This is a genomic window from Bacillus sp. FSL R9-9834, from assembly GCF_038006905.1.
Lineage (GTDB): Bacteria > Bacillota > Bacilli > Bacillales > Bacillaceae_G > Bacillus_A > Bacillus_A pacificus.
This window is the reverse complement of record NZ_JBBOWD010000001.1, coordinates 1467685-1491011: the sequence shown is the minus strand read 5'-3', so window position 1 is coordinate 1491011 and position 23327 is coordinate 1467685. Positions and strand designations below refer to the sequence as shown.

At 35.3% G+C, this 23327-nt stretch carries 25 protein-coding genes, 1 riboswitch and 2 other annotated features; of the genes, 7 read left to right on the top strand and 18 right to left on the bottom strand.

The genetic code is table 11. The features are described 5' to 3' along the window. Positions 1-91 precede the first annotated feature (91 nt). Complete coding sequence (locus MKY00_RS07840; protein ID WP_000455758.1) at positions 92-892, top strand: sulfite exporter TauE/SafE family protein; 801 nt, start codon at positions 92-94, stop codon at positions 890-892. A gap of 322 nt (positions 893-1214) precedes the next feature. On the opposite strand, the gene MKY00_RS07835 is transcribed toward MKY00_RS07840, so the two are convergent. Then, a protein-coding gene (locus MKY00_RS07835) for an IS3 family transposase (RefSeq protein WP_341034746.1) occupies positions 1215-2374 on the bottom strand; the annotation gives its coding sequence in 2 pieces (ribosomal slippage) (positions 1215-2116 and positions 2116-2374; 1161 coding nt in all). A gap of 102 nt (positions 2375-2476) precedes the next feature. Next, positions 2477-2704, bottom strand: coding sequence for a hypothetical protein (locus tag MKY00_RS07830; protein WP_000882907.1), 228 nt, complete (start codon positions 2702-2704; stop codon positions 2477-2479). 166 nt (positions 2705-2870) lie between these two features. On the opposite strand from MKY00_RS07830, the gene MKY00_RS07825 reads away from it, so the two are divergent. Continuing rightward, positions 2871-3383, top strand: coding sequence for a Crp/Fnr family transcriptional regulator (locus MKY00_RS07825; protein ID WP_000600575.1), 513 nt, complete (start codon positions 2871-2873; stop codon positions 3381-3383). Positions 3384-3414: 31 nt separating this feature from the next. On the opposite strand, the gene hmpA is transcribed toward MKY00_RS07825, so the two are convergent. After that, positions 3415-4623, bottom strand: a complete 1209-nt coding sequence (gene hmpA, locus MKY00_RS07820) for an NO-inducible flavohemoprotein (protein ID WP_000947720.1) — start codon at positions 4621-4623, stop codon at positions 3415-3417. Positions 4624-4801: 178 nt separating this feature from the next. Next, positions 4802-5899 (bottom strand): site-2 protease family protein, encoded by a 1098-nt coding sequence (locus tag MKY00_RS07815; protein WP_000794485.1) that lies wholly within the window; start codon positions 5897-5899, stop codon positions 4802-4804. A gap of 151 nt (positions 5900-6050) precedes the next feature. Here MKY00_RS07815 and MKY00_RS07810 point away from each other — a divergent pair, with 151 nt between their 5' ends. Further along, complete coding sequence (locus tag MKY00_RS07810) at positions 6051-6248, top strand: hypothetical protein (protein ID WP_001053353.1); 198 nt, start codon at positions 6051-6053, stop codon at positions 6246-6248. Positions 6249-6334: 86 nt separating this feature from the next. On the opposite strand, the gene MKY00_RS07805 is transcribed toward MKY00_RS07810, so the two are convergent. Continuing rightward, positions 6335-7186, bottom strand: a complete 852-nt coding sequence (locus tag MKY00_RS07805; RefSeq protein WP_000782993.1) for a hypothetical protein — start codon at positions 7184-7186, stop codon at positions 6335-6337. A gap of 108 nt (positions 7187-7294) precedes the next feature. Between MKY00_RS07805 and MKY00_RS07800 the strand changes: the two genes are divergently transcribed. Beyond that, positions 7295-8071 carry a class I SAM-dependent methyltransferase gene (locus MKY00_RS07800; protein ID WP_016716996.1) on the top strand — a complete coding sequence of 259 codons (777 nt, stop codon included), beginning with the start codon at positions 7295-7297 and terminating at the stop codon, positions 8069-8071. 39 nt (positions 8072-8110) lie between these two features. Here the strand turns inward: MKY00_RS07800 and MKY00_RS07795 are convergent, their stop codons facing one another. Further along, positions 8111-8320, bottom strand: coding sequence for a hypothetical protein (locus MKY00_RS07795; protein ID WP_016716995.1), 210 nt, complete (start codon positions 8318-8320; stop codon positions 8111-8113). Positions 8321-8590: 270 nt separating this feature from the next. Further along, positions 8591-8849 (top strand) — a binding site (T-box leader). A 57-nt stretch (positions 8850-8906) separates the two neighbouring features. Here MKY00_RS07795 and brnQ3 point away from each other — a divergent pair. Next, positions 8907-10262, top strand: coding sequence for a branched-chain amino acid transport system II carrier protein BrnQ3 (brnQ3, locus tag MKY00_RS07790; protein WP_016716994.1), 1356 nt, complete (start codon positions 8907-8909; stop codon positions 10260-10262). Positions 10263-10285: 23 nt separating this feature from the next. Here the strand turns inward: brnQ3 and MKY00_RS07785 are convergent, their stop codons facing one another. From MKY00_RS07785 to gltP, 9 genes are all read right to left on the bottom strand, one after another. Next, a complete protein-coding gene (locus MKY00_RS07785; RefSeq protein ID WP_392387554.1) occupies positions 10286-10624 on the bottom strand; it encodes a DUF3922 domain-containing protein in 339 nt (112 codons plus the stop codon). Between the two features lie 55 nt (positions 10625-10679). Then, positions 10680-11312 carry a response regulator gene (locus tag MKY00_RS07780; RefSeq protein ID WP_000598709.1) on the bottom strand — a complete coding sequence of 211 codons (633 nt, stop codon included), beginning with the start codon at positions 11310-11312 and terminating at the stop codon, positions 10680-10682. Continuing rightward, entirely contained in the window at positions 11309-12364 is a 1056-nt protein-coding gene (locus tag MKY00_RS07775) for a sensor histidine kinase (protein WP_000744320.1), read from the bottom strand. Before MKY00_RS07775 ends, MKY00_RS07780 begins: the two co-directional genes overlap by 4 nt. Further along, the gene (liaF, locus tag MKY00_RS07770; protein ID WP_000716091.1) at positions 12364-13104 is read right to left on the bottom strand and encodes a cell wall-active antibiotics response protein LiaF; all 741 of its coding nucleotides are present in this window, start codon (positions 13102-13104) and stop codon (positions 12364-12366) included. Before liaF ends, MKY00_RS07775 begins: the two co-directional genes overlap by 1 nt. Before the next feature lie 106 nt (positions 13105-13210). Next, complete coding sequence (locus MKY00_RS07765; RefSeq protein WP_000814138.1) at positions 13211-13873, bottom strand: PspA/IM30 family protein; 663 nt, start codon at positions 13871-13873, stop codon at positions 13211-13213. A 50-nt stretch (positions 13874-13923) separates the two neighbouring features. After that, positions 13924-14280, bottom strand: coding sequence for a lmo0954 family membrane protein (locus MKY00_RS07760; RefSeq protein WP_000808648.1), 357 nt, complete (start codon positions 14278-14280; stop codon positions 13924-13926). Positions 14281-14493: 213 nt separating this feature from the next. Then, positions 14494-15810 (bottom strand): Na+/H+ antiporter NhaC family protein, encoded by a 1317-nt coding sequence (locus MKY00_RS07755; protein ID WP_000665478.1) that lies wholly within the window; start codon positions 15808-15810, stop codon positions 14494-14496. 94 nt (positions 15811-15904) lie between these two features. After that, a riboswitch (SAM riboswitch) is annotated at positions 15905-16010 on the bottom strand. Between the two features lie 120 nt (positions 16011-16130). Beyond that, positions 16131-16649, bottom strand: a complete 519-nt coding sequence (locus MKY00_RS07750) for a DUF402 domain-containing protein (protein ID WP_000824671.1) — start codon at positions 16647-16649, stop codon at positions 16131-16133. Positions 16650-16715: 66 nt separating this feature from the next. After that, positions 16716-17987, bottom strand: coding sequence for a glutamate/aspartate:proton symporter GltP (gltP, locus tag MKY00_RS07745; protein ID WP_000821138.1), 1272 nt, complete (start codon positions 17985-17987; stop codon positions 16716-16718). 498 nt (positions 17988-18485) lie between these two features. Between gltP and MKY00_RS07740 the strand changes: the two genes are divergently transcribed. Together MKY00_RS07740 and MKY00_RS07735 are read left to right on the top strand one after the other, a co-directional pair. Beyond that, positions 18486-19757, top strand: coding sequence for a murein hydrolase activator EnvC family protein (locus MKY00_RS07740; RefSeq protein ID WP_000726431.1), 1272 nt, complete (start codon positions 18486-18488; stop codon positions 19755-19757). A gap of 101 nt (positions 19758-19858) precedes the next feature. After that, positions 19859-20020 carry a hypothetical protein gene (locus MKY00_RS07735; RefSeq protein WP_001095994.1) on the top strand — a complete coding sequence of 54 codons (162 nt, stop codon included), beginning with the start codon at positions 19859-19861 and terminating at the stop codon, positions 20018-20020. 182 nt (positions 20021-20202) lie between these two features. Here the strand turns inward: MKY00_RS07735 and MKY00_RS07730 are convergent, their stop codons facing one another. The 3 genes from MKY00_RS07730 to MKY00_RS07720 all read right to left on the bottom strand — a co-directional run bounded on the left by MKY00_RS07730 (position 20203) and on the right by MKY00_RS07720 (position 23327). Continuing rightward, complete coding sequence (locus MKY00_RS07730) at positions 20203-21558, bottom strand: sodium-dependent transporter (protein ID WP_016716991.1); 1356 nt, start codon at positions 21556-21558, stop codon at positions 20203-20205. Between the two features lie 111 nt (positions 21559-21669). Beyond that, positions 21670-21918: a binding site (T-box leader), on the bottom strand. 61 nt (positions 21919-21979) lie between these two features. Further along, positions 21980-22597 (bottom strand): NAD(P)-binding protein, encoded by a 618-nt coding sequence (locus MKY00_RS07725; RefSeq protein WP_000283349.1) that lies wholly within the window; start codon positions 22595-22597, stop codon positions 21980-21982. Continuing rightward, the gene (locus tag MKY00_RS07720; protein ID WP_016716990.1) at positions 22572-23327 is read right to left on the bottom strand and encodes a sirohydrochlorin chelatase; all 756 of its coding nucleotides are present in this window, start codon (positions 23325-23327) and stop codon (positions 22572-22574) included. Before MKY00_RS07720 ends, MKY00_RS07725 begins: the two co-directional genes overlap by 26 nt.

Below are 23327 nucleotides of genomic sequence, written 5' to 3'. Positions count from 1 at the left end.
AGGAAGACGACTTTTTTGTGAACAAAGCTTTTTCCCATGAAAAAGCGTGTATAATAATTGGTGGATAAGTTATATAGAGGAGTTGGCAATTTTGGAATACATCATGTTACTTTTCATCGGGCTAATCGCCGGGACAGTCGGGAGTCTAGTCGGACTTGGCGGCGGAATTATTATTGTTCCGTTATTAATCGGATTACACAGCCTATCACCACAACTTGCAGTAGGAACCTCAATGGTAACAGTCGTTTTTACAGGACTATCTTCCACCCTTACTTATATGAAGCATAAACGAGTAGATTACAAAAGTGGACTTATTTTATTTATCGGGAGTGGCCCTGGTGGTATCATCGGCTCGTGGGCGAATAAATTTTTAAACCAAGATACATTTTCTTTATATTTTGGGATTTTTCTTATTTTTGTCTCCATTCTTCTTATGTTACGAGACAAATTAAAACCCCTTTCTTTATCAAATATGACTGTAATCAAGCGCTCTTTTACAGATAACGAAGGAAACACTGTACACTATCAATTCCCACCGCTTCTCGCTATCTTTATCGCCTTTATAGTTGGTTTTATATCTGGGTTATTTGGAATTGGGGGCGGTGCTTTACTTGTTCCAGCAATGATGCTACTTTTTGCATTCCCAGCACATATTGCTGTAGCAACTTCGATGTTTATCGTATTTCTATCAGCAATTGTAAGTTCTGCAACTCACATCTCCCTTGGAAATGTCAGCTGGATTTACGCATTAATTCTTATTCCTGGTGCATGGATTGGTGGAAAAATCGGGGCATATATTAATACAAAATTAAGCGGTAACGCCGTAATTAATTTATTACGTATCACATTAATTATTCTTGGGACTAGATTAATCATTACTTCTTTTTTATAACGTGTTCTTTTTAGAATGCGTTTTTTCTTATACACATGAATATAAAAATCCTCCTAAGAGAACAAATAAAATTAAACAAACACATAATAACATGTAATTGGAAATATGTACTTTCTTCACGTTGACCACTCCTATAACTGCGACTGTTACCTTTATGATAGCGAAAAAATAATTTACTTGCAGTTACAAAGTGCTAACAATGCAAAATCATTTATTACAAATTTTATCCTTATATTTCATTTCTTTGTATATTCTATCGTTTTAATAAAAAAAGATGTCATATGGTCATCTCCCTGTCAAGTAGACAGTCATAAAAAGAGTATTATGCCACGGCCTTTTCCCGATATTCTATCGGGGAAAGGCCGTGAAGTTTTTCTTGGAACCTTTCTGTATTATAGAATTGAATGTATTCTTGAATTGTTTGATAAGCCATTTCATACGTTTTTGGACGCACTAAATACAACTTCTCTGTTTTTAAATGTGAGAAGAATGATTCAATACATGCATTATCAAAACAGTTTCCACGTCTAGAATGACTACCGATAAATCCTAATCTTTCTAACTGCTTTGCGTAAGACTTTGATGTATATTGAAACCCTTGATCTGAATGTAAAAGTGGCTTAGTAGATAAAGATTTCCCCTCTAGTTGTTGTAATGTAGTTAAAACCAAATCTAAATCATTTCTTCGAGACAACTTCCAAGCAACGATTTCATTGTTATATAGATCTAACACAGCTGACAAATACGCGAACTGATCTCCAATTCGTACATAAGTAATATCCGTCACATACTTTTGATTTTGTTTGTCCGCTTGAAATTCTCGATTCAAATGATTTTTAAATATCACCGATGTTTTTCTTCCGTAAAATGGACGTTTTTTCCGGATAATAGATTGAATGCCTAACTCCCTCATGAGACGACGAACACGTTTATGATTCATTACCATTCCTTCTCGAGCTAAAGCACGGGTCATACGTTTATATCCATAGTAAGGGTGCTGACGATGAATAGATAAAATATGTTCTTTATGCCACATATCCCTTTTTTGATGTAAACGATGCACGTTATGATATTTTCGCCATTTATAGTATCCAGCCTTAGACACTTCTGCAATTTGAAATAACCATTTGAGTGGGTATGTTTGGCGTAGTGAATCGATAAGAGAAAATCGTTCTTTCTTTAAGACCATTCCTTCCCGTGTAGATTTGGATTGCGCTTTTTTAAATATTCAACCTGCGCCTTCAAATATGCATTTTCTTCTTCAAGACTATTAAAATTCTTACGATTCCAAGCACCACGTTGATCATCAAATGACTGCCCTTGTTGAGAGCGTTTTACCCATTCTATAATTTGTGCATCGCTCTTTATACCAAGGTGTTCACGAATTTCCCGTAATGATTTTCCTTCTTCTATTCGAAGACGAACTGCTTCTCGCTTTAGTTCTTCTGTATATTTTTGAAATGATTGTCCCTTTCTTGCCATAAAAAAATCCCCTCCAGATAAAACAGTATTGAGTCCATCATACCAGATGGACTCTTTTTTTACTGTCTACCTAAAGGGGATAATACCAATATTGACATCTTTTTAGTGAAGAAGTGACCATCCCATAAAGTCTTCATGTACTTGGCACGCCCTCTTATCATTTCGATCATACAATTCAGCATAACTATCTGTTTCTTCATCATAAGCCATCGTATAAATAATTTGGCCATCCACTTCAACGGATAACACGACTCCACCTTTCATCTCTTCTACATGAATGATGGCATTTGCCGGAATTCTCATATCCGTCATTTTTATCGCATCTAACAATATACTAAACCCCCTACAGCGTATTCATTGCTAGTACTATTACACACTAAATAGTATACTACTGTAATAGCATATATTTCGTCAATGAAATTGCTGTTTAAATAGCATATTGTCTTTATACATATACACTAAAAAATAGAAATGTTTAATAAACGGGGGGCTAACATTGATTCTACACAAAGGAGATGTACTATTCCGTCAAGGTGAGGACGGTCCTTTATATTTTATAAAAACAGGTTTATTAAAAGTAGTAAGGATAGAAGAAGATGGAACACCATTTCTATTTAACATTATCGTTCCAGGAGAAACGATACCTCACCATTCCTTAATTTCACCGAAGGAATATCACGGTACAGCAATCGCTTTAATGAAAACGGAAGTTGAACCTATAATTAGCAATGAGTGGTACAATCAACTTCAAGCGGATCCTGCATCATATGCAAATATCGCTATGCAATTACAGTCAAAATTAAGAATGATGCAGCAACGTATCGACCAATTGACGACCGTCTCTCCAAAAGAACGTCTTCATCGCTTACAAGAATGGTTCACACTATATTTAGGTGACATTCCTATATATGAAATATTAACACAAACTGAAATTGGTCAGCTCATCGGTATACGCCGCGAAACGGTAAATCGATTATTGCGAGAACAAATAAAAAACGAGGTGAAATAATACCTCGTTTTTTTGCTTCTTCAAACTCCATCTATTGTAAGCTTGCTGCTGGACCGAAAAATTCATAATGAATATGCTCTTGTTTCACACCTAAATCAGTTAATGTAGCATTTATATGCTTCATAAATGCTACTGGACCACAGAAATAAAATTCTGCTTCCGTTGTCGGAATAATCGTTTGCAGCCATTCAGCTTCAATCAAACCTTCTTTATCAAAGTTTTTCATTTCCAGATCTTTTTCAGTCGGCGCCGAATAGCAAGTGTATGCTTTCACTTGTTCGTATTCATTATCTACTGCCTCAACGTGTTCTTTCATTGCATGTGTATTACTATTTAGTGCTGCATGAACAAAACATACATTACGTTTTGAATCTTGTTCAATTAACGTATTTAGCATACTCATCATTGGTGTAATACCTACTCCACCACTAATTAGGACAACTGGTAATGTTGAATCCATATTTAATACGAAATCTCCCGCTGGTGCACTTACTGGTAACATATCGCCTTCTTTTACATGATCATGTAAGTAATTAGATACTTTACCGTCCGGTGTATCTACACCTTTTTCTTTCTTGACACTAATACGATAATATTCTTTTCCAGGAGCATCTGATAAGCTATATTGACGATTATGTGTATATGTTTCACCTTCAATATTGATTTGAACCGTTACATATTGTCCTGGGATGAATGAAGAAACTTTCCCTCCATCTTCAGGTTTCAAATAAAATGACGTAATAACATCGCTTTCCTTCACTTTTTTTACAACTACAAAGTTACGGAAATCTTTCCATCCACCTTCTTTATGTGCCGCTTCTTCATACATCTCTGCTTCAATACTAATGAATGCATCAGCAATGACACCATAAGCTTCTCCCCATGCGTTTAAAACTTCATCAGGTGCACCTGCGACCTCTTTAATTGCGCGTAGTAAACATGTACCTACAATCGGGTAATGCTCTGCTTTAATACCTAAACTTCTATGCTTATGACCAATTTGTTTTACAACTGGAATAATAACTTCTAAATTATCAATGTACGTTGCAGCTGCATAAACAGCATTCGCTAACGCTTGTTGTTGTCTTCCCTTTTTCTGATTTGTATGATTGAAGATATTCAATAGCTCCGGATGTTCCGAAAATAAAATTTCATAAAATCTCGTTGTAATTTCAACGCCTTTTTCCTGTAATAATGGTACTGTTGACTTTACGATTTCAATTGTTTTTTCACTTAACATTGTATCCCACTCCTCTATTTCCTTAACTGTTTTTAGTTTAACCGAATTGTATAATACAGATTGTGATTTTAATCACTATTAACACGGTGTTTTTGTGAAAAATATATGAACATTGCACTTACAAAAGAAAATAAGCTAACTAGAATGCTAGCTAGCTTATCATTTCAACAATATTTTTCTATACATTCCTCGTTGGCAAATGTTCTTGTAAAACCATATACCCTTCATAAGCTGCGTAACCGAGTATAGCCATTAATCCGATATAACAAGCAAATGCTGTCCATTTCGTTTTCGTATCCACTTTGTAATAGTTTTCCTGTTGTCTCTTGTCTGCATCCCATTCCTGTAATTTTCTTTCTGACATTTCAAATGCTTCTCGTATATGAATTGTATGTGTTTCTTTTTCATCTTCATATGGGACGTAATCAAGTGGCTCAAACTTTGGTAAAAGATATTCTAACACTTCAATCTTTTGAAGTTCTCCTGTTTTTAATTCTTTCTCTCTTTCTTTTTGCCTTAATACATTTATTTCATGTTGCATCATATATATATTCCGATGCACTGCACCAGTTTCTTTTAACTCTTCTTCAAGCCTTGCAACATATTCTTTCATTCCATCAATTTTATATCCTAATTCCTTAATTGGCTCATCTCTCTTTATTACTCTATACAATTCCATACAGCCGATAATAAAAATAAATCCGCCCAAAATACTTTTAAAATAAATTGAATACCCAAGTAGTAAAACAAGCCCCGCTCCCCAAATTTTCGTACTTACAACTGAAATAATCCGTCCCCCGTCTAACGGAGAAACCGGAATTAAATTAAAGAAATTAATCATACTTCCGAGTAAAATAATGAGCGCCCAAAACGGCTCTTTCGTTATCATATAAAGTGGAATAGCCGGTAAAAATGAAAGTAATCCGAAAAGAGGTCCCATATAGGCAATATATGCTTCATCTTTTGCATTTTTAGGCATCTCTTTCATCCCAATAAGAGCGCCCATAAATGGAATAAATATTGCTGGCGATGTTGGTATACCTTTTCTTTTCGCAGCCCATAAATGACCCATTTCATGAATAAATAACAAATAAATGAGCGCTACCCCAAATTGCCAACCATATATAACTGCGTACGCACCAAGTGATAGAAACATACTAAATACCGTTGAAAACTTTGCTAATTTAAAAATTGCAAATACCCACTTTAACTTAGAAAGTAAAAATAACCCTATTGCAACAATAATTCCCCATAATCCTTTTTTATTATTTTTCATATTCCTCTCCTTTATCTTTCATTAATGAATGATATACATTCATCAAAGCTTGTTCTTTTTTCTATTATGACATATTTTTTTCTATTGTTAGAAATAATGTTTATATAATCCATTTTTAGCCAAAAATATAAATAAAAGGAGGTGCGCACAATTGAATTTACAATCTCTCATAATAGGAGCTCTATCTTTTTTAGCCTCAACTCTTATTTTTTATACCGTTAGTTACGTGTTACTATTAGATTTGTTGCCCAATCACGTATTTATTGCTCTTATCATCCTTTCCGCTCTTATGATTTCTTTTCTTATTACACGAAAATCAATGAATGAGCCATCTGCAAAAGCAAAGTAATAGAGAGGGGGGGTTCCCCTCTCTATTATCATTTCCTAGGAAAGTTCATATAGAATTGAGGAGTTTATCTCGAATAACGTTTCACCTTATCTTTGTAAATTCATTTTTTCACCATAATCTTTAACAATTTGAATAATATTTTGAAAAACACCTATTTTTTCTTGTTTACTATTTAATATTTTCAAATCATAATTTTCATAATATGTTTCTAATGACTTTAATTGTGATTCTGAAGCACCTTGTACCGGAACAGTAGCATGCAATTCATACTGTTTATATCCTTCCTTTACCTTTTCTCCTAAGATTTTTCCACTCTCTTTTGCTCCAATTAATTTTTGAACTTTTTCTGGAAAAATGACCTGCAAATAGTATTCTTGTTCCTTCTCTAACTTGTTGTATAGTGATTGTGAAATCGTATACCGTACTGTATAATTCACTTTTTGATCGCCCGCTTTAATATGGAACGCGGTAATCTGCAAATCTTTTTTTGTTACTTCCGTTAAAGGACCTGCCTGTGTTTCATCTTCTTTTTGTTCTGATACATTTGGAAATATAGCCAAAAGCTTTTCTGTATCTTTTTTATTCAGCATATACATAGCTTTCTTATGTTGTACCCATCCTCGTCTGTCTTCTCCTCTTAGCCATGCATAATACGTTTCTTTCTTCCCATCTCTACTAATTTGTATTTCATATTCAGGTTCACCAAAGCTACCTGTTATTTCTTGTTTCTCAGCTTTATCTATAATGTCTATTACTACCTTAGCTTCTGATTCCTGTAACTTTTTCTCTTTATGTTTTTTTTGTATAACGGTTACCTCTATTGTTTCTTTCACTTCATTCACCGTCTCTTCCACTTTTTTTGTTTCTTTTTTTTGCTCAACTTGACTACAAGATGCTAGTAACATAACAAATAGCAGCAATACATATTTCATTTTCAACTTAATCCTCCTTTTACAATAAGAAACTCTTATAATCTTCATACAAAAAACAAAAACGTGACACACTATAATATACGCTATACTAAGCATTGAAAGGAGGTCTTTTTCATGTCCATTAATTTTCACGATGCAAATAATAAATACACATACGCACAGCGAAACGCCCATATTTCTTGGAGAGAAATGATAAAAAATATTACAGACGTACAAAAGAAACGAATAATTGATATCGGCTGTGGTGGCGGGATTTATACGAAAGAACTTGCTCTTATGGGAGCAGAAAGTGTTGTTGGGCTTGATTTTTCAAAAGAAATATTACAGGCTGCAAAAGAAAATTGTAGCGGATTTTCAAACATTTCTTTCATTCAAGGTGATGCACATAGCGTCCCATATCCTAATGATACATTCGACATTGTTATTTCGCGCGCAGTTATTCATCATTTACAAGACGTTTCTACATTTCTACGTGAAGCTTCTCGTATATTAAAGAAAAACGGTGTACTTATTGTACAAGACCGAACTATTGAAGATTGTACGATCCCTGGAAGTCCCGAACACATCCGTGGATATTTTTTCTCTATCTTCCCAAAACTCATTGAAATAGAATCAAAAAGACGTCCAAAAACCACCACGATACAGCAAGAATTACAAAAATATTTTCTTCACGTTTTCCCGACTCAAACACAATGGGAGATACGAAAAATACATGGTTCTGTACAGGCATTATTGCAAGATTTATCACCTCGAACAGGCCGATCCATTCTATATGAACTAACAGATTATGAACTTTCTCAACTTCTACAACAAGTAAAGACCGCCTTACAAAACGTCTCTCCTATTATCGAAAGAGATCGTTGGACCATTTGGAGCGCCATGAAGTTGTAAGGAAGGAAGCCTCACAAAATAATGTGAGGCTTCCTTCTTTCATAATCTAATTTTGCAACACTCTTGATATCCTCCACTTCTGGCCTGTGCACTTCCACACTTCGGACATACTAAATATCTAGACTGATTTGTCAACAAACTACCTTTTTGAAAGAGTAAAACTTCTGCTTGTTTAAACGAACGCGAATAATATAACCACATAAAACCAATTATAGCAATAATGCCAAATAATACTCCCATCACAAGCATTTCAGTCACCTCTTTTGGTTTGTTCTTTCCAGCAAGTGGATTGTTGTATTATTCTCTCTAAATTCAAACAATCCCTTCTTTACTCCTATAAATATCAACTTTCTCTATAAATTTTACAATTCTCCGCAAATTTTTACTTCTGTTTTACAATTCAATTTACATCAACTATTCATTCCAAAACAAATAACATTTCCGCATATATATATTTTATTAAAAAATATATTGACTTTCTAAAAAAAAAATGTAACAATACTTTCAGAATACTTGAATAAAAATTCATTGACGAGAACGAGTACGTTATAGGACTGTCCCCCAGAGAGTTGGCGATTTGCTGAAAGCCAACGTTCAGTGCGTAGCCGAAAATCATCTCCGAGAAGTAGAACCGAATGTTATAGTAAGTTCTTACCGGCTGTCCCCCGTTACAAGGAACACGTATCATGTTGTACGTTGCAGAGCCGTATACATATAGAATTATTTCTACATGTATAAATTAGGGTGGTATCGCGGGTAAATATAACTCGTCCCTTTCTTTAGGGACGAGTTTTTTGTGTTCTTACAAATGAATTTTAAAAAAGGAGGAAAAACAATGAACACTGTATCAAAAAAACATATTTTTTTCACGGGTCTTATGCTATTTTCTTTATTTTTTGGGGCAGGTAATTTAATTTTCCCTCCCATGCTTGGACAAAATGCAGGCGAAAACTTTTGGCCGGCAATGATTGGATTTTTACTAACAGGAGTGGGTTTACCACTACTAACAGTTATCGCAATTTCTTTATCAGGAAATGGTATGCAGCAACTTGCAAGTCATGTTCACCCATTATTCGGAATATTCTTTACGGTAGTTGTATACATCGCCATTGGTCCTTCTATGGGTATTCCACGCGTTGCAAATGTCGCTTATGAAATGGGCGTTAGTTCTTTCTTACCAGAAACGATTCGCTCTAGCAGCCTAGCACTTTTTGCATATACAATCATCTTCTTTGCTATCGTATATTGGCTGAGTTTGAATCCATCTAAACTTGTAGATCGTATCGGAAATATATTAACACCTATTTTATTACTCTCTATTTTCTTATTGTTTGTTAAAAGTGTATTTACACCACTTGGACAATCAGGACCTGCAATGCAAGAGTATCAAACTTCTCCGATTTTCAAAGGCTTTATGGAAGGTTACTTAACGATGGATACCATTTCAGCACTTGCATTTGGAATTATCGTTGTAAATACCATTCGCTCTAAAGGTGTGAAGGATCGTAAATCCATTGCCATCGCAACAGCCAAAGCTGGACTTATTGCTGCTATTGGCCTCGTACTTGTATATGGTGCGCTTGGCTGGCTCGGTGCAACTAGCGTCTCGCTCGGATATGCAAAGAATGGTGGACAATTACTTACTGTAATCGTACAACAATTATTCGGTCCATATGGTCTGCTTTTATTATCTCTTATCGTTACACTCGCTTGCTTAACAACATGTGTTGGACTTGTATCTGCATGTAGTCAATATTTCTCAACATTATTGACTAAATTTTCATACAAAACATTCGCAAGTATCATTTGTGTATTGGGATTATTAGTTGCCAACTTAGGATTAACAAAAATCATTTCCATCTCTGTTCCAATTTTACTTGTTGTATATCCAGTTGCGATTGTACTTGTTCTACTATCGTTACTGCATAAATATTTCGGTGGATATCGCTCTGTTTATGTAGGTGCTTTAATTGGCGCAGCAATCGTAAGCGTATTTGATGGATTAAAACAAGGTGGTATTTCAGTTTCATTTATCACATCATATTTTGAATTTATCCCTTTATATAATGAAGGAATAGGTTGGCTAGTACCTGCATTAATCGGAGCTCTTATCGGCCTTACAATCGCTAAGCTAAGCGGCGCGAAAAAAGTTCCCTTACTCACCGAATCTCGTGAAATAAAAGCATCCTAAAAAACTCCCGAAAGGGAGTTTTTTTACATTTGATAAGCAGTATGATTAAAACTGCTTATTTTATACGCTTTCGTATAATAATCGATATTTGTATCCACTGTTTCTACTTTGACAACATCGTAGCACTCTTCTTGCTTTATTAAAAATAAATAGTACTCTTCTGTCGCCCCAACAATTGCAATTTTATCTGTTTCAACATTATATTGTTCACAAAGCGCTTGTAATGCGTTCACATAATCCCCTAGTTTTTTAGACTTATCCATACCGAATATAGTTTGAACTAGCATATACATTCTCCCCTTTGTATGTACTGTTAACAACTTAATGATAACGCTTACATTTATTAGCGTCAATAAAAAGATTTTGTACAAACTAATAACCAGTGGGGACCACCCCACTGGTTAAAATTTCACTTTATCATTTCGTCAATTGATGTCGAAACGCATAAATAACCGCCTGTGTCCGGTCACTTACATTTAGCTTATTTAATATATTGCTCACATGTGTCTTTACTGTTTTGAGGGCAATAAACAACTCGTCTGCAATCTCTTGATTACTTTTCCCCTCTGCAATTAATAACAAAATTTCAGACTCTCTTTCTGTTAACTCCTCATGCAAAGGTTGTTCTTTCTTCTGACGCATACGAGACATCATTTTACCAGTAACTTTCGGCTCTAATACCGTTTCTCCATCATAAGTAGCTCGTACAGCGTCTGCTATATCACTCGCTCTTGATGTTTTTAATAAATAACTTGTCGCTCCGGCCTCAATAACAGGATACAATTTCTCATCATCTAAAAAGCTCGTTACAACTACAATTTTTGCTTCTGGCCATTCTTGAATAATAGCACGTGTTGCTTCAACACCATCCATCTCATCCATGACAAGATCCATCAAAATAATATCCGGCCTTAATTGCAAAGCTAACTCTGAACCTTTTCTTCCATTTTCAGCTTCTCCAACTACTTCAATATCTGGCTGCGTTGATAAATATGCTGATACACCCATTCGAACCATCTCATGATCATCCACTAGTAATACTTTAATCATGATTCTCCCCCTCTCTCAATCATAATCGGTACTTTTACTTCTATTTGTGTACCTTTATTTGGAAAACTAAGTACCTTTAATGTCCCACCAATTTCATGAACACGCTCTTGTATTGACCTTAATCCGTAAGAACCAGCCTTATTCACTCCTACTTTAAAACCTACACCATCATCAATAATTTTCAATATTGCATATTGATCAATTTTTCGAAGACGCACTTCCGTTTTCTTTGCCTTCGCATGACGTAAAGTGTTAGATAGCGCCTCTTGTACAATGCGGAATAAGTGATCTTCTACACCTTTTTTTAATTGAATCGGTTCAATTAACCATTCAATTTTCATATGTTGCTTTCTAGATAGTTCTGTTAATAATTCTTCTATACCTTCTGTTAGTTTCTTACCTTCTAACTGTACTGGGCGTAAATGAAGAAGCAATGCTCTCATTTCTGACTGTGCATTTACAACCATATTTTCAACGAGCTGTAACTGCTTTTTCGTCGTTTCTGGAAATTCAGCTACTTGTTCATTAATAGCCGACATCATCATCGACATTGCAAAAAGCTGCTGACTTACAGAATCATGCAGCTCCCTCGCCAATCGATGCCTTTCTTGGGAAATCGCTTCTTGTCTCATCTCTTCATTCCAATGAGCTCGTTCATTCGTTACCTTTTGAAAGAGTCCAGCTTGCTCCTCTAATCGACGAGCCAGACCGATTACTTTTCGTTCCACTTCATGAAATTCATCATCTGCAGTAAACGAAACATCACTCGGAAAATTCCCTCGCTCTACTTCAAATAGAAACGTATTTAATCCTTGTATACGCTGCTCTATATAGTAACCGATTGCATATCCTACAATCCCCCCGATAAGTAAACTTGTAGTCATAATAAACAAGCCAATTGGAACAGAAGCGATGGATTCCTTCCATAATAAATCATATACTTGTTGCTCGCTTTTCCATACATATACAATTGTACAAATGAGTGCGATACTAACTGAGGACAACATAGAATAACGAATATACATCCACGAAATATTTTTTTGTTTCTTCATTATACTTTCCTCACTTCCGTATCGCCTACGACAAGCGAAGAAATAATTTTAATACGACGAGGAGCCTCTTTATACTGCTCTGTTCTAAATGTAACATTGCGGTTAAACCCTGTCTCCTCATGACCTGGCAAGAGCACACGTCCGACAATAACAGAATGATTTAAAGACAGTTCAATATCATATGGCACATATAAACGAATATTACCAACGACACCTCGAATAACAATTACCGTTTCTCCTTCTGGAATCATAGCAGTTGTTAAATCTATTTCCACATCACAAGCACCATATTGAACATTAATATCCTCAAGTTCATAAATATGATCCATCATTCGTACATTGCCTACAAACATATTTTTTAAATATGGTTCTGTACGATATATTTGCTTCTCTTCGTCTATAATCCCTTCTTCTTTAATTTCAACCTTCATTGCTTTTTGCTGATGCCCTTGTTGAATCAATTGATAACCAATTAAAGCTAAACAAGCAAATACGACAAGAACAAATGCTGCTGATGAAAATAAGAAGAATAAAAATACGATACCACCGACAAATAAAAATACATTTCCCCGTACATAACGATTCTTTTTACGATAATGCCTTCCAAACATAAGCATAATAAATGCAAAAATGAGACCACCTGGTTCAAAATGTCCAAGTATCATATCAAGAAAAAGACCGAATCCAAATATGATGAGGAGCATCCCCATTAATTGTGTCTTTGAAAAATGTTTCTTCATTTCAGCTCCCCCCTTCTTGTCACATATACATAGAAGAAAAGGCATTGCTTTCCAACACCTTTTCTCCTATCACTATATCATAAGCCTGTTTTATAATATACTACTATTATTTTGTTAACTCTTTCGTTAACGATACATCATTCTTTTCTTTCATTTCACGCTCAAGCTTTGCAATTTTCATATCAAATGTGTCACGTTCATGCTCCTCGTTCATACGAGTTTCTAAGTCGCGAATATGATCTTCAATTTCTTCAAAGCGTAAGAATGGATTATTTTCATCCATTTTATGCATCGCAGTATTCATACGACGATTTGCATGTGCCATATTTTCACGTGCCATTAATTCCATACGTTTTGCGTGCATTTCTTTTAATTTATTTTTCATTTCAGAAAGACGACGCTCTAGCTCATCAATTTGTTCTACAACACCTGCATACATTTCTTCTAATCGAGTTACTTGCCCTTCATAATAAGCTACTTCTTCTAATGCACGCTCATGTAGTTGTAGTTCGCCTGCTTCTTGAGCGATGATCGCTTGCTTAGATCTTTTATTCACGAAATAACGTGCTTGCTCAAGCTCACGAGCAAAGTTAGATTTTAATGTTTTATGACGCTGAATTAACTTCTCAATTTTTGTTATTTCACGCTCACTATCACGTAAATATTGGTTTAACATAGCAATTGGGTTTTTTCTTTCTTTCTCATCTAACACATTATGAAAATCTGCTAAAATTGCATCGCGTACACGTCCGAATAAAGATTGTTTCATTATAATCTTCCTCTCTTCTACTTTATAAATTTGATTTGATTGATTTTATATTAGTTTTTCATTAACTTGTTCCACTCATCTTCAAAGTTGCTATATGGTTTAGAACTTTCTGGAGCAGAATCAACAACTACATCTTTTTCTTTTTTCCACTCACGGTATCCGTAGTATAAAACTACTAATGCTGCTATACCGATTAATGCTGGGGAATGAGAAAGGGCGATGGACAAGCCGATCAAACCAACAATACCCCAAGCTAACTTTCCAAAAAATGATTGTGCTCGCACAAATGATTTATAGCTCCAGTACACAACTCCTGCTCCGATTGCGAATCCTACAATACCAGCAAGACTACCAAGAGCAATTAAAGCTAAAATACCAGCCGCGATAAACGCTAGAAATTGTTTCATCTTGTGCTTGCCTCCCTTCGATTTGATACTCTTATCTTAACTATTTTTTCTTTTTTCCATAACGAGCTTAAGAACCGTTTTTAACTCAGACTTAAGACCGAGTTGCATTCAGCCTTTTGTAAAAACATACGGTAGCATGGGATCGTTCACTCTTTTCCCGCACATAAAAAGCCGTACAGAGAACATTCTCTGTACGGCTTTCGTTATTTTTCATTATGCTGTTTTATGATACTCTTTCTTTTCCGCTACTTTAGAAAACCTTGGGAAACCAATTAATATAGAAATGATTCCACATACGCCAACTAAGATTGGATAAAACGCATATGGTAACAGTTCAATTGGAGATAACGCCGCAAATCCTGCTGCTGTTAACATTTGCGCACCATACGGAATTAACCCTTGCACACAGCACGAGAAAAGATCTAATACACTCGCTGATTTACGAGGATCAATTTCATATTGATCTGCAATGTTTTTCGCAAGCGGACCTGTAAAGATAATAGAAATGGTATTATTCGCTGTACACATATTCGTCATACCTACTAAACCAGCTATACCGAACTCTGCTCCTTTTTTTGAACGAATGTTACGCGTTAAAATATTCATTAAATATTGAATGCCACCATTATATTGAATCAATTCGACCATACCGCCAATTAAAATAGCAAGTAATACTAACTCCATCATACCGCCCATTCCAGTCGTTACACTTTTAAAGAAACTCTCTAACGTATAACTTCCATCTAAAAGACCGATAACCCCAGATAGTACAGTTCCACCAGTTAACACGATAAGTACATTCCAACCAAGTAGCGCTGTAATAAGTACTCCTGCATACGGTAAAATCTTTATCCAGTCAAAGCTATGCGTTTTAATCTGCGTATCGCTTCCTAAAGTAATGATTACTAATAGTACAATTGTAATAATAGCTGCTGGTAATACAATTAAAAAGTTCGTTTTAAACTTATCTTTCATTTCTGTTCCTTGTGAACGTACAGCTGCGATTGTTGTATCTGAAATAAATGATAAATTATCACCAAACATCGCTCCGCCAACAACAGTAGCCATCGTAAGTGCAATTGAGATATCAGTTTGCCCACTAATACCTACAGCAATTGGTGCTAATGCAGCAATTGTTCCCATTGAAGTTCCCATCGCTAATGAAATAAATGCTCCTATAACGAAAATGCCAGCTACGATAAATCCTTGTGGTAAAATCGATAACGCTAAGTTAACTGTAGAATCAACGCCACCCATCCCTTTTGCTGTTTCAGAAAATGCTCCTGCCAGTACAAAAATCAGAACCATAATCATAATGTCTGGGTTCCCTGCACCTTTAGCAAATCGTTCCACTTTTACATGAAAACTTTCTTTACGATTCATTGCTAAAGCGACTCCTACAGCAATTGAAATTGCTACAAGTATCGGCAATTTATAGAAATCACCTGTAATAATTCCAGAACCAATAAATAGCGCCAAAAATATCCCAAGTGGTAATAATGCCAAACCATTTCCTCTCGTTTCTTTCAAAGTACCATCTCTCCCTAGTTTCAACCTTTTTCTAATGAATAACAAAAGACCTCTTCCAACGAGAAGAGGTCTTATACATCTATAAGAAACGCTCTTCTCATCTTTCAAGCATATGCTTGCTGGATTTGGCACAGCACTCTGAAATCGAGTCCGCTGCCGAGGCATCGTAGGGCCAGTCCCTCCGCCTCTCTTTATAAGAAGGTTTCATATTTATTTTTTAATAATAATTTCTTCCCTAACTTTACTCGCTTACAAAACAAAAGTCAATTATTTTTTGTATAGATTTTTTTGGTAATTATACAAAAATTTGAATACAATAATCATTTTAACTTTTTGATTTCTTCTTCCAATATTGAAATCCAATAAAATTCACTATTTTTTATTGCAGCTATGATCCATTTCGTAGTGTACCAAGCTAACTCATACTCTTCTTTTGTAACATCGCCACTTTTATAAGCATCCTCTAGCTCATCTTCATCGAGTACATACATTTTACCATTCGGTAATAACACTACATCTAAATATAAATCATCAAAATATGGTAAGCCACAGTCATCTATTTCATATTCTTTCGCCACATCGATATAATATTGCACTAATTTTTTCTGATCATCTAACATAGCTGTAATCGCAAAGTTTTTCCCATCTATGAAATATTGAATCCACGTATACTGATTACCAGCAATACAAAGTTCCTTACCATCATATGCTTTAAAACTAGGTTCTCTCACCTTTTTTATTTCCAGTATTCCTAGCATTCCTTCTTCTATTTGCTTAACAGTATAATCCCTCTCTATTAGTCGCTTCCACGAAGAACCGTCACCATATTTACGTTTCATTTCGTCTGCTCCCTTTCTATATAGAAAAGCCCCCACATATTATGTGAGAGCTTGTTCAAATTATAATTAAGCTGCTTGCTTATTAGAAATTTCTTTCAAGTAGGCTTGTCCTTTTTCAGCGTCATACTGACCTTCCCACTTAGACATAACTACAGCTGCTAAAGAGTTACCTACAACGTTAACTGCTGTACGGGCCATATCTAAAATACGGTCAATACCAGCAATAAAGGCTAAACCTTCAGCTGGAATACCTACTGTACCAAGTGTCGCTAATAATACAACGAATGATACGCCAGGTACACCCGCAATACCTTTTGATGTAAGCATTAATACAAGTAATAATGTAATTTGTTGTGTAATAGATAAATCAATACCATACATTTGTGCTAAGAAAATAGCCGCAATTGCTTGATATAAAGTTGATCCATCTAAGTTAAATGAATAACCTGTCGGAATAACAAAAGATGTAATTGCCTTTGGACAACCAAACTTCTCCATTTTCTCCATGATTTTTGGTAAAACTGTTTCTGAACTTGCTGTAGAGTACGCTAAGATCAGTTCATCTTTTAAAATCTTAAAGAATTGGAAAATGTTAATTCCAAATATTTTCGCTGTAATTCCTAATACGACTACAACGAAGAAAATCATTGCTCCGTATACTACAATTAATAATTTCCCTAATGGAATTAATGAAGAAAGACCAAATGTAGAAACTGTAACTCCAATTAACGCAAATACACCAAATGGTGCAAATTTCATAACTTGGTTTGTTACGTAAAACATTGCATCAGCTACACCTTGGAAAAATTGAAGAACCGGTCTTCCTCTTTCACCAATTGCCGCTACACCTAAACCAAATAATACAGAGAAGAATATAATAGCAAGCATATCTCCGTCAGCTAATGACTTTACAATGTTTGTTGGAACAATATTTACAAATGTATCTGCAAACGAATGACTTTGTACTTGCTCTGTCGTATGTGTATATTTCGAAATATCTGTCTTTGTTAACTGCTCCATATTCACGCCTTTTCCCGGTTGGAAAATATTCGCAATTAATAGACCGACAATAATTGCAATTGTTGTAATAATTTCAAAGTAAATAATTGTTTTTCCGCCTAGTCGACCTAATTTTTTAACATCGCCAACACCAGCAACCCCAACAACAATACTCGCTACAACAATCGGTACAACGATCATTTTAATTAATCGGATAAAAATATCACCAATTGGTTGTAAATAGCTCACCACTGCCGGATTGCCAAAGAAAATCGCCCCAACTGCAATACCTAGCGCAAGACCAATTAAAATTTGCCATGCAAGTCCTATTCTTTTCATATTTGTTGTAACCCCCTCTTCGATGTTTCACTCTATCTCTCATTCTATCTATCTCTATAAAACTTGAAATTAAGAGTATTACATATTATTCGACAATTCACTACATTTTGTCCCTGTTAAAAATCATAAATCAAAATTTAAAATCTGACAACAAAATAAGTTTGCCCGAACGCAAATAATTTTCTTGACAAAAATAAAACCCATGTCAGAAAACCTAACATGAGAACGATTCCTTACCAGTGTTTTATTAAATGTATAACTAATATTTCACTACATAAAACAATTTCACTTTTCCCTTTATTTTACAAGAAACTCTAAAAATACACCCTTGTTACACAAATATAAAAAATGCATCTGCAGTGAAATTTATCGCTGAAAAATGATAAATTCCGACAAAACTTAGTAATTTTATAAAATTTTCTTTACATTATGGTTACAACGATAGACACTCTTCTTCTTATGATATATAACATTCATAGGGAAAGGAGCCAGACAACCATGAAAAAGAAATTTGTAGCGTTCAGCGTTTTAGCAGCAGGAACGATTTTCGCTTCCCCGTTACTTTCACCCGCATACGCTGAAACGAATCAAGATAAATTATCTAATATTCAATCTGAATTAGAAGGAAAACAAAATGACTTACAAAATAAATCAGCCGAGAAAGAACAAATAGAAAAAGAAATTCAAGAATTACAAAAGAAAATCGACGATTTAACTACTTCTATTAATAAAAACGAAGCTGAATTAAACGATACAAAAAAAGAAATTAGTAAAACACAACAAGTAATTACTGAAAAAAAGAAACATATAGAGCAATTACAAACAAACATAGATACACGTCAGGAAGTTATTAAGCAACGACTGCAATCTATGCAAGAAAAACCTCGCACAAATATCATTACGGAAGTATTAACAAATTCTGCAAACATTGCTGATCTTGTTGATAATATGTACTCTGTCAGTTTAATTTTAAACAACGATACTGATATTGTGAAAAAACAAACAAATGACCAAGATGCTGTGACGAAAGAAAAAGAGGCTGTTGAAAAAAAAGAGCAACAACTGAAAGAATCCGAGCAAAAATTAGAACAAAAACAACAAGAATTACAAAACAACCAACAACAGCAACAAACTCTTATTAGCGATCTACATACGAAAGTAGCAAAAGTAGATTCAGAGATTGAAGGATTAGAAGAATCTAAAGGCATTTTAGAAAATCAGCGTCAAGCTGTTCAAAAGGCAATTGAAGAAGAAAAACGCGCAGAAGAAGCTCGTAAAGCCGAGGAAGCTCGCAAGGCGGAAGAAGCTCGTAAACAAGCTGCTACATCTGCTCAAACAGCTCAAGCGGCCCCAACACCACACGATACAAACATCGGTGGATTTATTAAACCAGCAGCTGGATCAAAAACTTCTGGTTTTGGCGTGCGCTCTATTGATAACCATAAAGGAATCGATATCGCTGCTTCAGGAACTGTTCCAATTATTGCCGCTGCAGATGGCGTTGTTATTCGCTCAGAATTATCATCTAGTTACGGAAATGTTGTGTACTTATCTCACCGTATTAACGGAAAAACATATACAACAGTATATGCTCATATGAGTAGCCGTTCTGTATCGAATGGACAAACTGTAAAACAAGGAACTCAACTTGGATTTATGGGGAATACCGGCCAATCATACGGACAACATTTACACTTTGAACTTCATCTTGGAGAATGGAATGTCGGTAAGACAAACGCAGTTGATCCATCTCCTTATATCGGATTATAAAAAAACTCGGTGCATACCGAGTTTTTTTATTTCCCCTTCACACACTATAGGCATTCCACATAGACTACAACTAAATGCCTATAGTTTACGGGGTGAATTATATGAATACACAATTACAACAAGAAATACAAGAAGCTAGAGAGACTTTTATTGGCCGGATATTTACATTTGGCGGCTCAGTTTTATTTTTAATCGGATCATTCCTCGCAGTCGTCACAGCCTATAAAGCATATAATCGTTTATTAAATACACCTACAACATAATAAAAAGACGGAGATTTCTCCGTCTTTTTATCCCACTTTAATGGGCAGTAAGACCCCCACCTCAAAATGCAGCGAAAGCAAAGAAGTTAGGTGGGGGGCGGCTGCCCATTAAAGTCCGATTGGTGAGGGATGATAATCAGTGCGGGATGAAGAAAACCCCCACTGATTAAAGTTTCACTTTATTATGCAAACATTTTAAATACGCCTATCACATTTAAAAATACAATAATTACGGTTACTGGAATAACATAACGAAGTAAGAAGAACCAAATATTAAATAATGTTTTCCCTTTCGTTTCCGTAACTTCTAATTCTTTCATTAACATTTCTTTACTCATTTTATTTGGTACGAATAGCGAAATAGCTAGTACCCCTAACGGCAGCAATACGTTACTTACTGAGAAGTCGACTAAATCAAAGAATGTTTTCCCAAATATTTTCACATCACTCATAATACCAAACGATAATGCTGACGGAATTCCAACCGCAAAAATTAGAATACCAATTAATAACGATGCTGACGGACGCTTTTTCTCGTTATCTTTCGCAACAGATGCTACTACAATTTCAAGCATGGAAATCGCAGATGTTAACGTTGCAAAGAAGAATAACACCAAAAACATAATGAAGAAAAATTGTCCAAATGGTATTTTCGCAAATACCGCTGGAAGGACGATAAATAGTAACCCCGGTCCTTCAGTCGGCTTAACACCTAATGCGAAAATCGCCGGAAAAATCGCTAATCCTGCAAGTACTGTAATAAAAACAGTTAAACTTACAATAGATGTTGCTGATTTTGCTAAATGTTCTTCTTTCTTCAAATAGGAACTATACGTGACCATTACTGAGGCCCCAACTGTTAGCGAGAAGAATGATTGTCCCATCGCGTATAAAATCGTATCTGCTGTCAGCTTTGAAAAATCTGGTTTTAAGAAGAACTCTACCCCAGCAAAAGCACCATCCAGTGTTAACGCACGAACAATAATTGCAATAAACAAAATAAATAATAGCGGCATCATATACTTACTTGCTTTTTCTATCCCTTTCTCTACACCTTTACTTACAACAAAAATCGTACAAAGCATAAAGACAAATTGCGCTCCAATCGCGCTTACTGGATTTGAAATCGTCTCACCGAATAATTGCCCATAATCAGTCACTCCATTCCAGAAGCTTCCTGTCACACTATAGTATAAGTAAAGTAAAATCCATCCACCTACAACACTATAAAAAGATAGTACACTAAAACAAGTAACAACTCCCATGCGACCAATCCAAGGATATACCTTGCTATTTGGCACTAATACTTTATACGCTGTAACTGCCTCTTTTTGCGTACTACGCCCAATAACAAATTCAGCTAAAAGGAGTGGCATACCTATAAATAAAGTTAATAGTAAAAATACAAGGAAGAATGCGCCTCCCCCGCCATTACCTGCAACATATGGAAATTTCCATATTGCACCAAGACCTACTGCGGCTCCGGCTGCTGCGAGTACAAAGCCTATTTTCGACGTCCATTGCTGTGTTTCTTTCATCATAAATTCTCCTTTTCTGAATATTTAAACTTTTATTAATTATACACTTTCATTTCATACTCGCACACCTCCTTTAGAAAATAAAAAAGTCCCCTACACGCAAATATGCATGTAGAGGACGATATATGTAATGTTAATACCGTGGTACCACCTCAATTGGATTGATAAATCCCACTTGTTCAAGTACAGGAAAAACTCCGATACTCTATCCTTTTAACGGCGGAACCCGGGTTGCCTACTACAATGTTCAACATACCTCTCGCAAGCCCATTCTGTATATTTTATCGTACCGGGCTCACACCTTACCCCAGCTCTCTGAACGTATCAAATATACATACTCTTCTTGCTCATCGATTTCATCTATTGAAGTTACTTGTGATTATAAATTATATTCTTATAGTTGTAAAGTACAATTTATTTATTATCCTATATGAACTCTTCTCTCTAATTCTTGTAAAAACAATTCTCTTTTTTGTTCATTTTGAACATATATCGACTTCAATACCTCTTGCAACAATATATTTCTCTCTCTTTTCTCTATTTGTAATTCTTTCACTTTTATTCTAACTTCGTATAAAAAATCAAGATACGATTCATACGTCTCATCATATTTATTTGCGATATCATCTCGAATTTTTTTTGCAAGTTTCGGACTCGCTCCTCCAGTAGAAACAGCTATATTAAGTAGCCCACGATGAAACGCCGCCGGAAAATGAACATTTCCACTTTCCGGATTCGTAATAACATTTACCAGCTGATTTTCTGCCGTATCTTCAGCAACCTTTTCATTCAATACGGCATCACTACTCGCTGCTACAACTAAAAAAGCACCATTAATATCACTTTTTTCATACTCCCTTTGATACCAACGAATTTTCTTTTCTTCTACAAGTTTCACTAAATTCGCATCCAATTCAGGACTTACCACAACTATATCTGCACCTTGTTTTAGTAAAGGAATAATTTTAAATCCCGCGACTTTCCCTCCACCAATGACAACAACACGTTTCTTCTCAACTCGCACTGTAAGTGGATACATATTGATCTCCCTTCAATAATTTCTTCGTTTTCTGAATTAACATATACTGAAACGCTTCATTCTTTCCTAAATACGGACTTATTTTTATCTCATCTCGCTCATATTGGCGCACTTCTTTTTCAATATGTTTCATAAGTAAACCTGTAAATAACAAGTAAGGTAGCACAACGATATTTTTTTCTTTTCGTTCTACAACTTCCTTTAACTTCTCCTCAAATTTCGGCTCGGCAGCCGCTAAGTAACAAACTTCTACTTTCTTAATCTTCTCTTCCGTTTGAAATAAAGAAGCAATCCAGTTTATATCTTTTAATACTTCAGGATCACTGCTCCCTCTTGCAACGAGAAGTAACGTCACTTCATTCTTATCTTCCTGTTCAATGCCACTTCCTCTATACACTGATTTTATAAGTGCTTCTGATACACCAAATGGATTACCATAGGTCACTTTTATACTTGGATATTGATTATTTAACTTTTCCAATTCAAACGGGATATCTTTTTTCACATGACCTGCCGCTAATAAAAAAACTGGAATAATAATAATCTCTGTAGCACCACGCTTCACACATGTACGGAACCCTTCATCAATAGTTGGACTCGCTAACTCTAAAAAACAAATTTCTTGAATACTTGCCTCTACACGGTTCATACATGACGTAATAAATTCAACCGCTTCTTCTTTCGCTGCTTTCAAGCGACTTCCATGACATATATATAAGATGGCTTTCAT

Excerpts from the sequence above, each read along its gene's own strand:
- hmpA (WP_000947720.1), bottom strand. The coding sequence starts at position 4,623 with ATGTTAAGTGAAAAAACAATTGAAATCGTAAAGTCAACAGTACCATTA.
- MKY00_RS07815 (WP_000794485.1), bottom strand. The coding sequence starts at position 5,899 with ATGAAAAATAATAAAAAAGGATTATGGGGAATTATTGTTGCAATAGGG.
- MKY00_RS07800 (WP_016716996.1), top strand. The coding sequence starts at position 7,295 with ATGTCCATTAATTTTCACGATGCAAATAATAAATACACATACGCACAG.
- MKY00_RS07795 (WP_016716995.1), bottom strand. The coding sequence starts at position 8,320 with ATGCTTGTGATGGGAGTATTATTTGGCATTATTGCTATAATTGGTTTT.
- brnQ3 (WP_016716994.1), top strand. The coding sequence starts at position 8,907 with ATGAACACTGTATCAAAAAAACATATTTTTTTCACGGGTCTTATGCTA.
- MKY00_RS07780 (WP_000598709.1), bottom strand. The coding sequence starts at position 11,312 with ATGATTAAAGTATTACTAGTGGATGATCATGAGATGGTTCGAATGGGT.
- MKY00_RS07775 (WP_000744320.1), bottom strand. The coding sequence starts at position 12,364 with ATGAAGAAACAAAAAAATATTTCGTGGATGTATATTCGTTATTCTATG.
- liaF (WP_000716091.1), bottom strand. The coding sequence starts at position 13,104 with ATGAAGAAACATTTTTCAAAGACACAATTAATGGGGATGCTCCTCATC.
- MKY00_RS07765 (WP_000814138.1), bottom strand. The coding sequence starts at position 13,873 with ATGAAACAATCTTTATTCGGACGTGTACGCGATGCAATTTTAGCAGAT.
- MKY00_RS07760 (WP_000808648.1), bottom strand. The coding sequence starts at position 14,280 with ATGAAACAATTTCTAGCGTTTATCGCGGCTGGTATTTTAGCTTTAATT.
- MKY00_RS07750 (WP_000824671.1), bottom strand. The coding sequence starts at position 16,649 with ATGAAACGTAAATATGGTGACGGTTCTTCGTGGAAGCGACTAATAGAG.
- gltP (WP_000821138.1), bottom strand. The coding sequence starts at position 17,987 with ATGAAAAGAATAGGACTTGCATGGCAAATTTTAATTGGTCTTGCGCTA.
- MKY00_RS07740 (WP_000726431.1), top strand. The coding sequence starts at position 18,486 with ATGAAAAAGAAATTTGTAGCGTTCAGCGTTTTAGCAGCAGGAACGATT.
- MKY00_RS07735 (WP_001095994.1), top strand. The coding sequence starts at position 19,859 with ATGAATACACAATTACAACAAGAAATACAAGAAGCTAGAGAGACTTTT.
- MKY00_RS07730 (WP_016716991.1), bottom strand. The coding sequence starts at position 21,558 with ATGAAAGAAACACAGCAATGGACGTCGAAAATAGGCTTTGTACTCGCA.
- MKY00_RS07725 (WP_000283349.1), bottom strand. The coding sequence starts at position 22,597 with ATGTATCCACTTACAGTGCGAGTTGAGAAGAAACGTGTTGTTGTCATT.
- MKY00_RS07720 (WP_016716990.1), bottom strand. The coding sequence starts at position 23,327 with ATGAAAGCCATCTTATATATATGTCATGGAAGTCGCTTGAAAGCAGCG.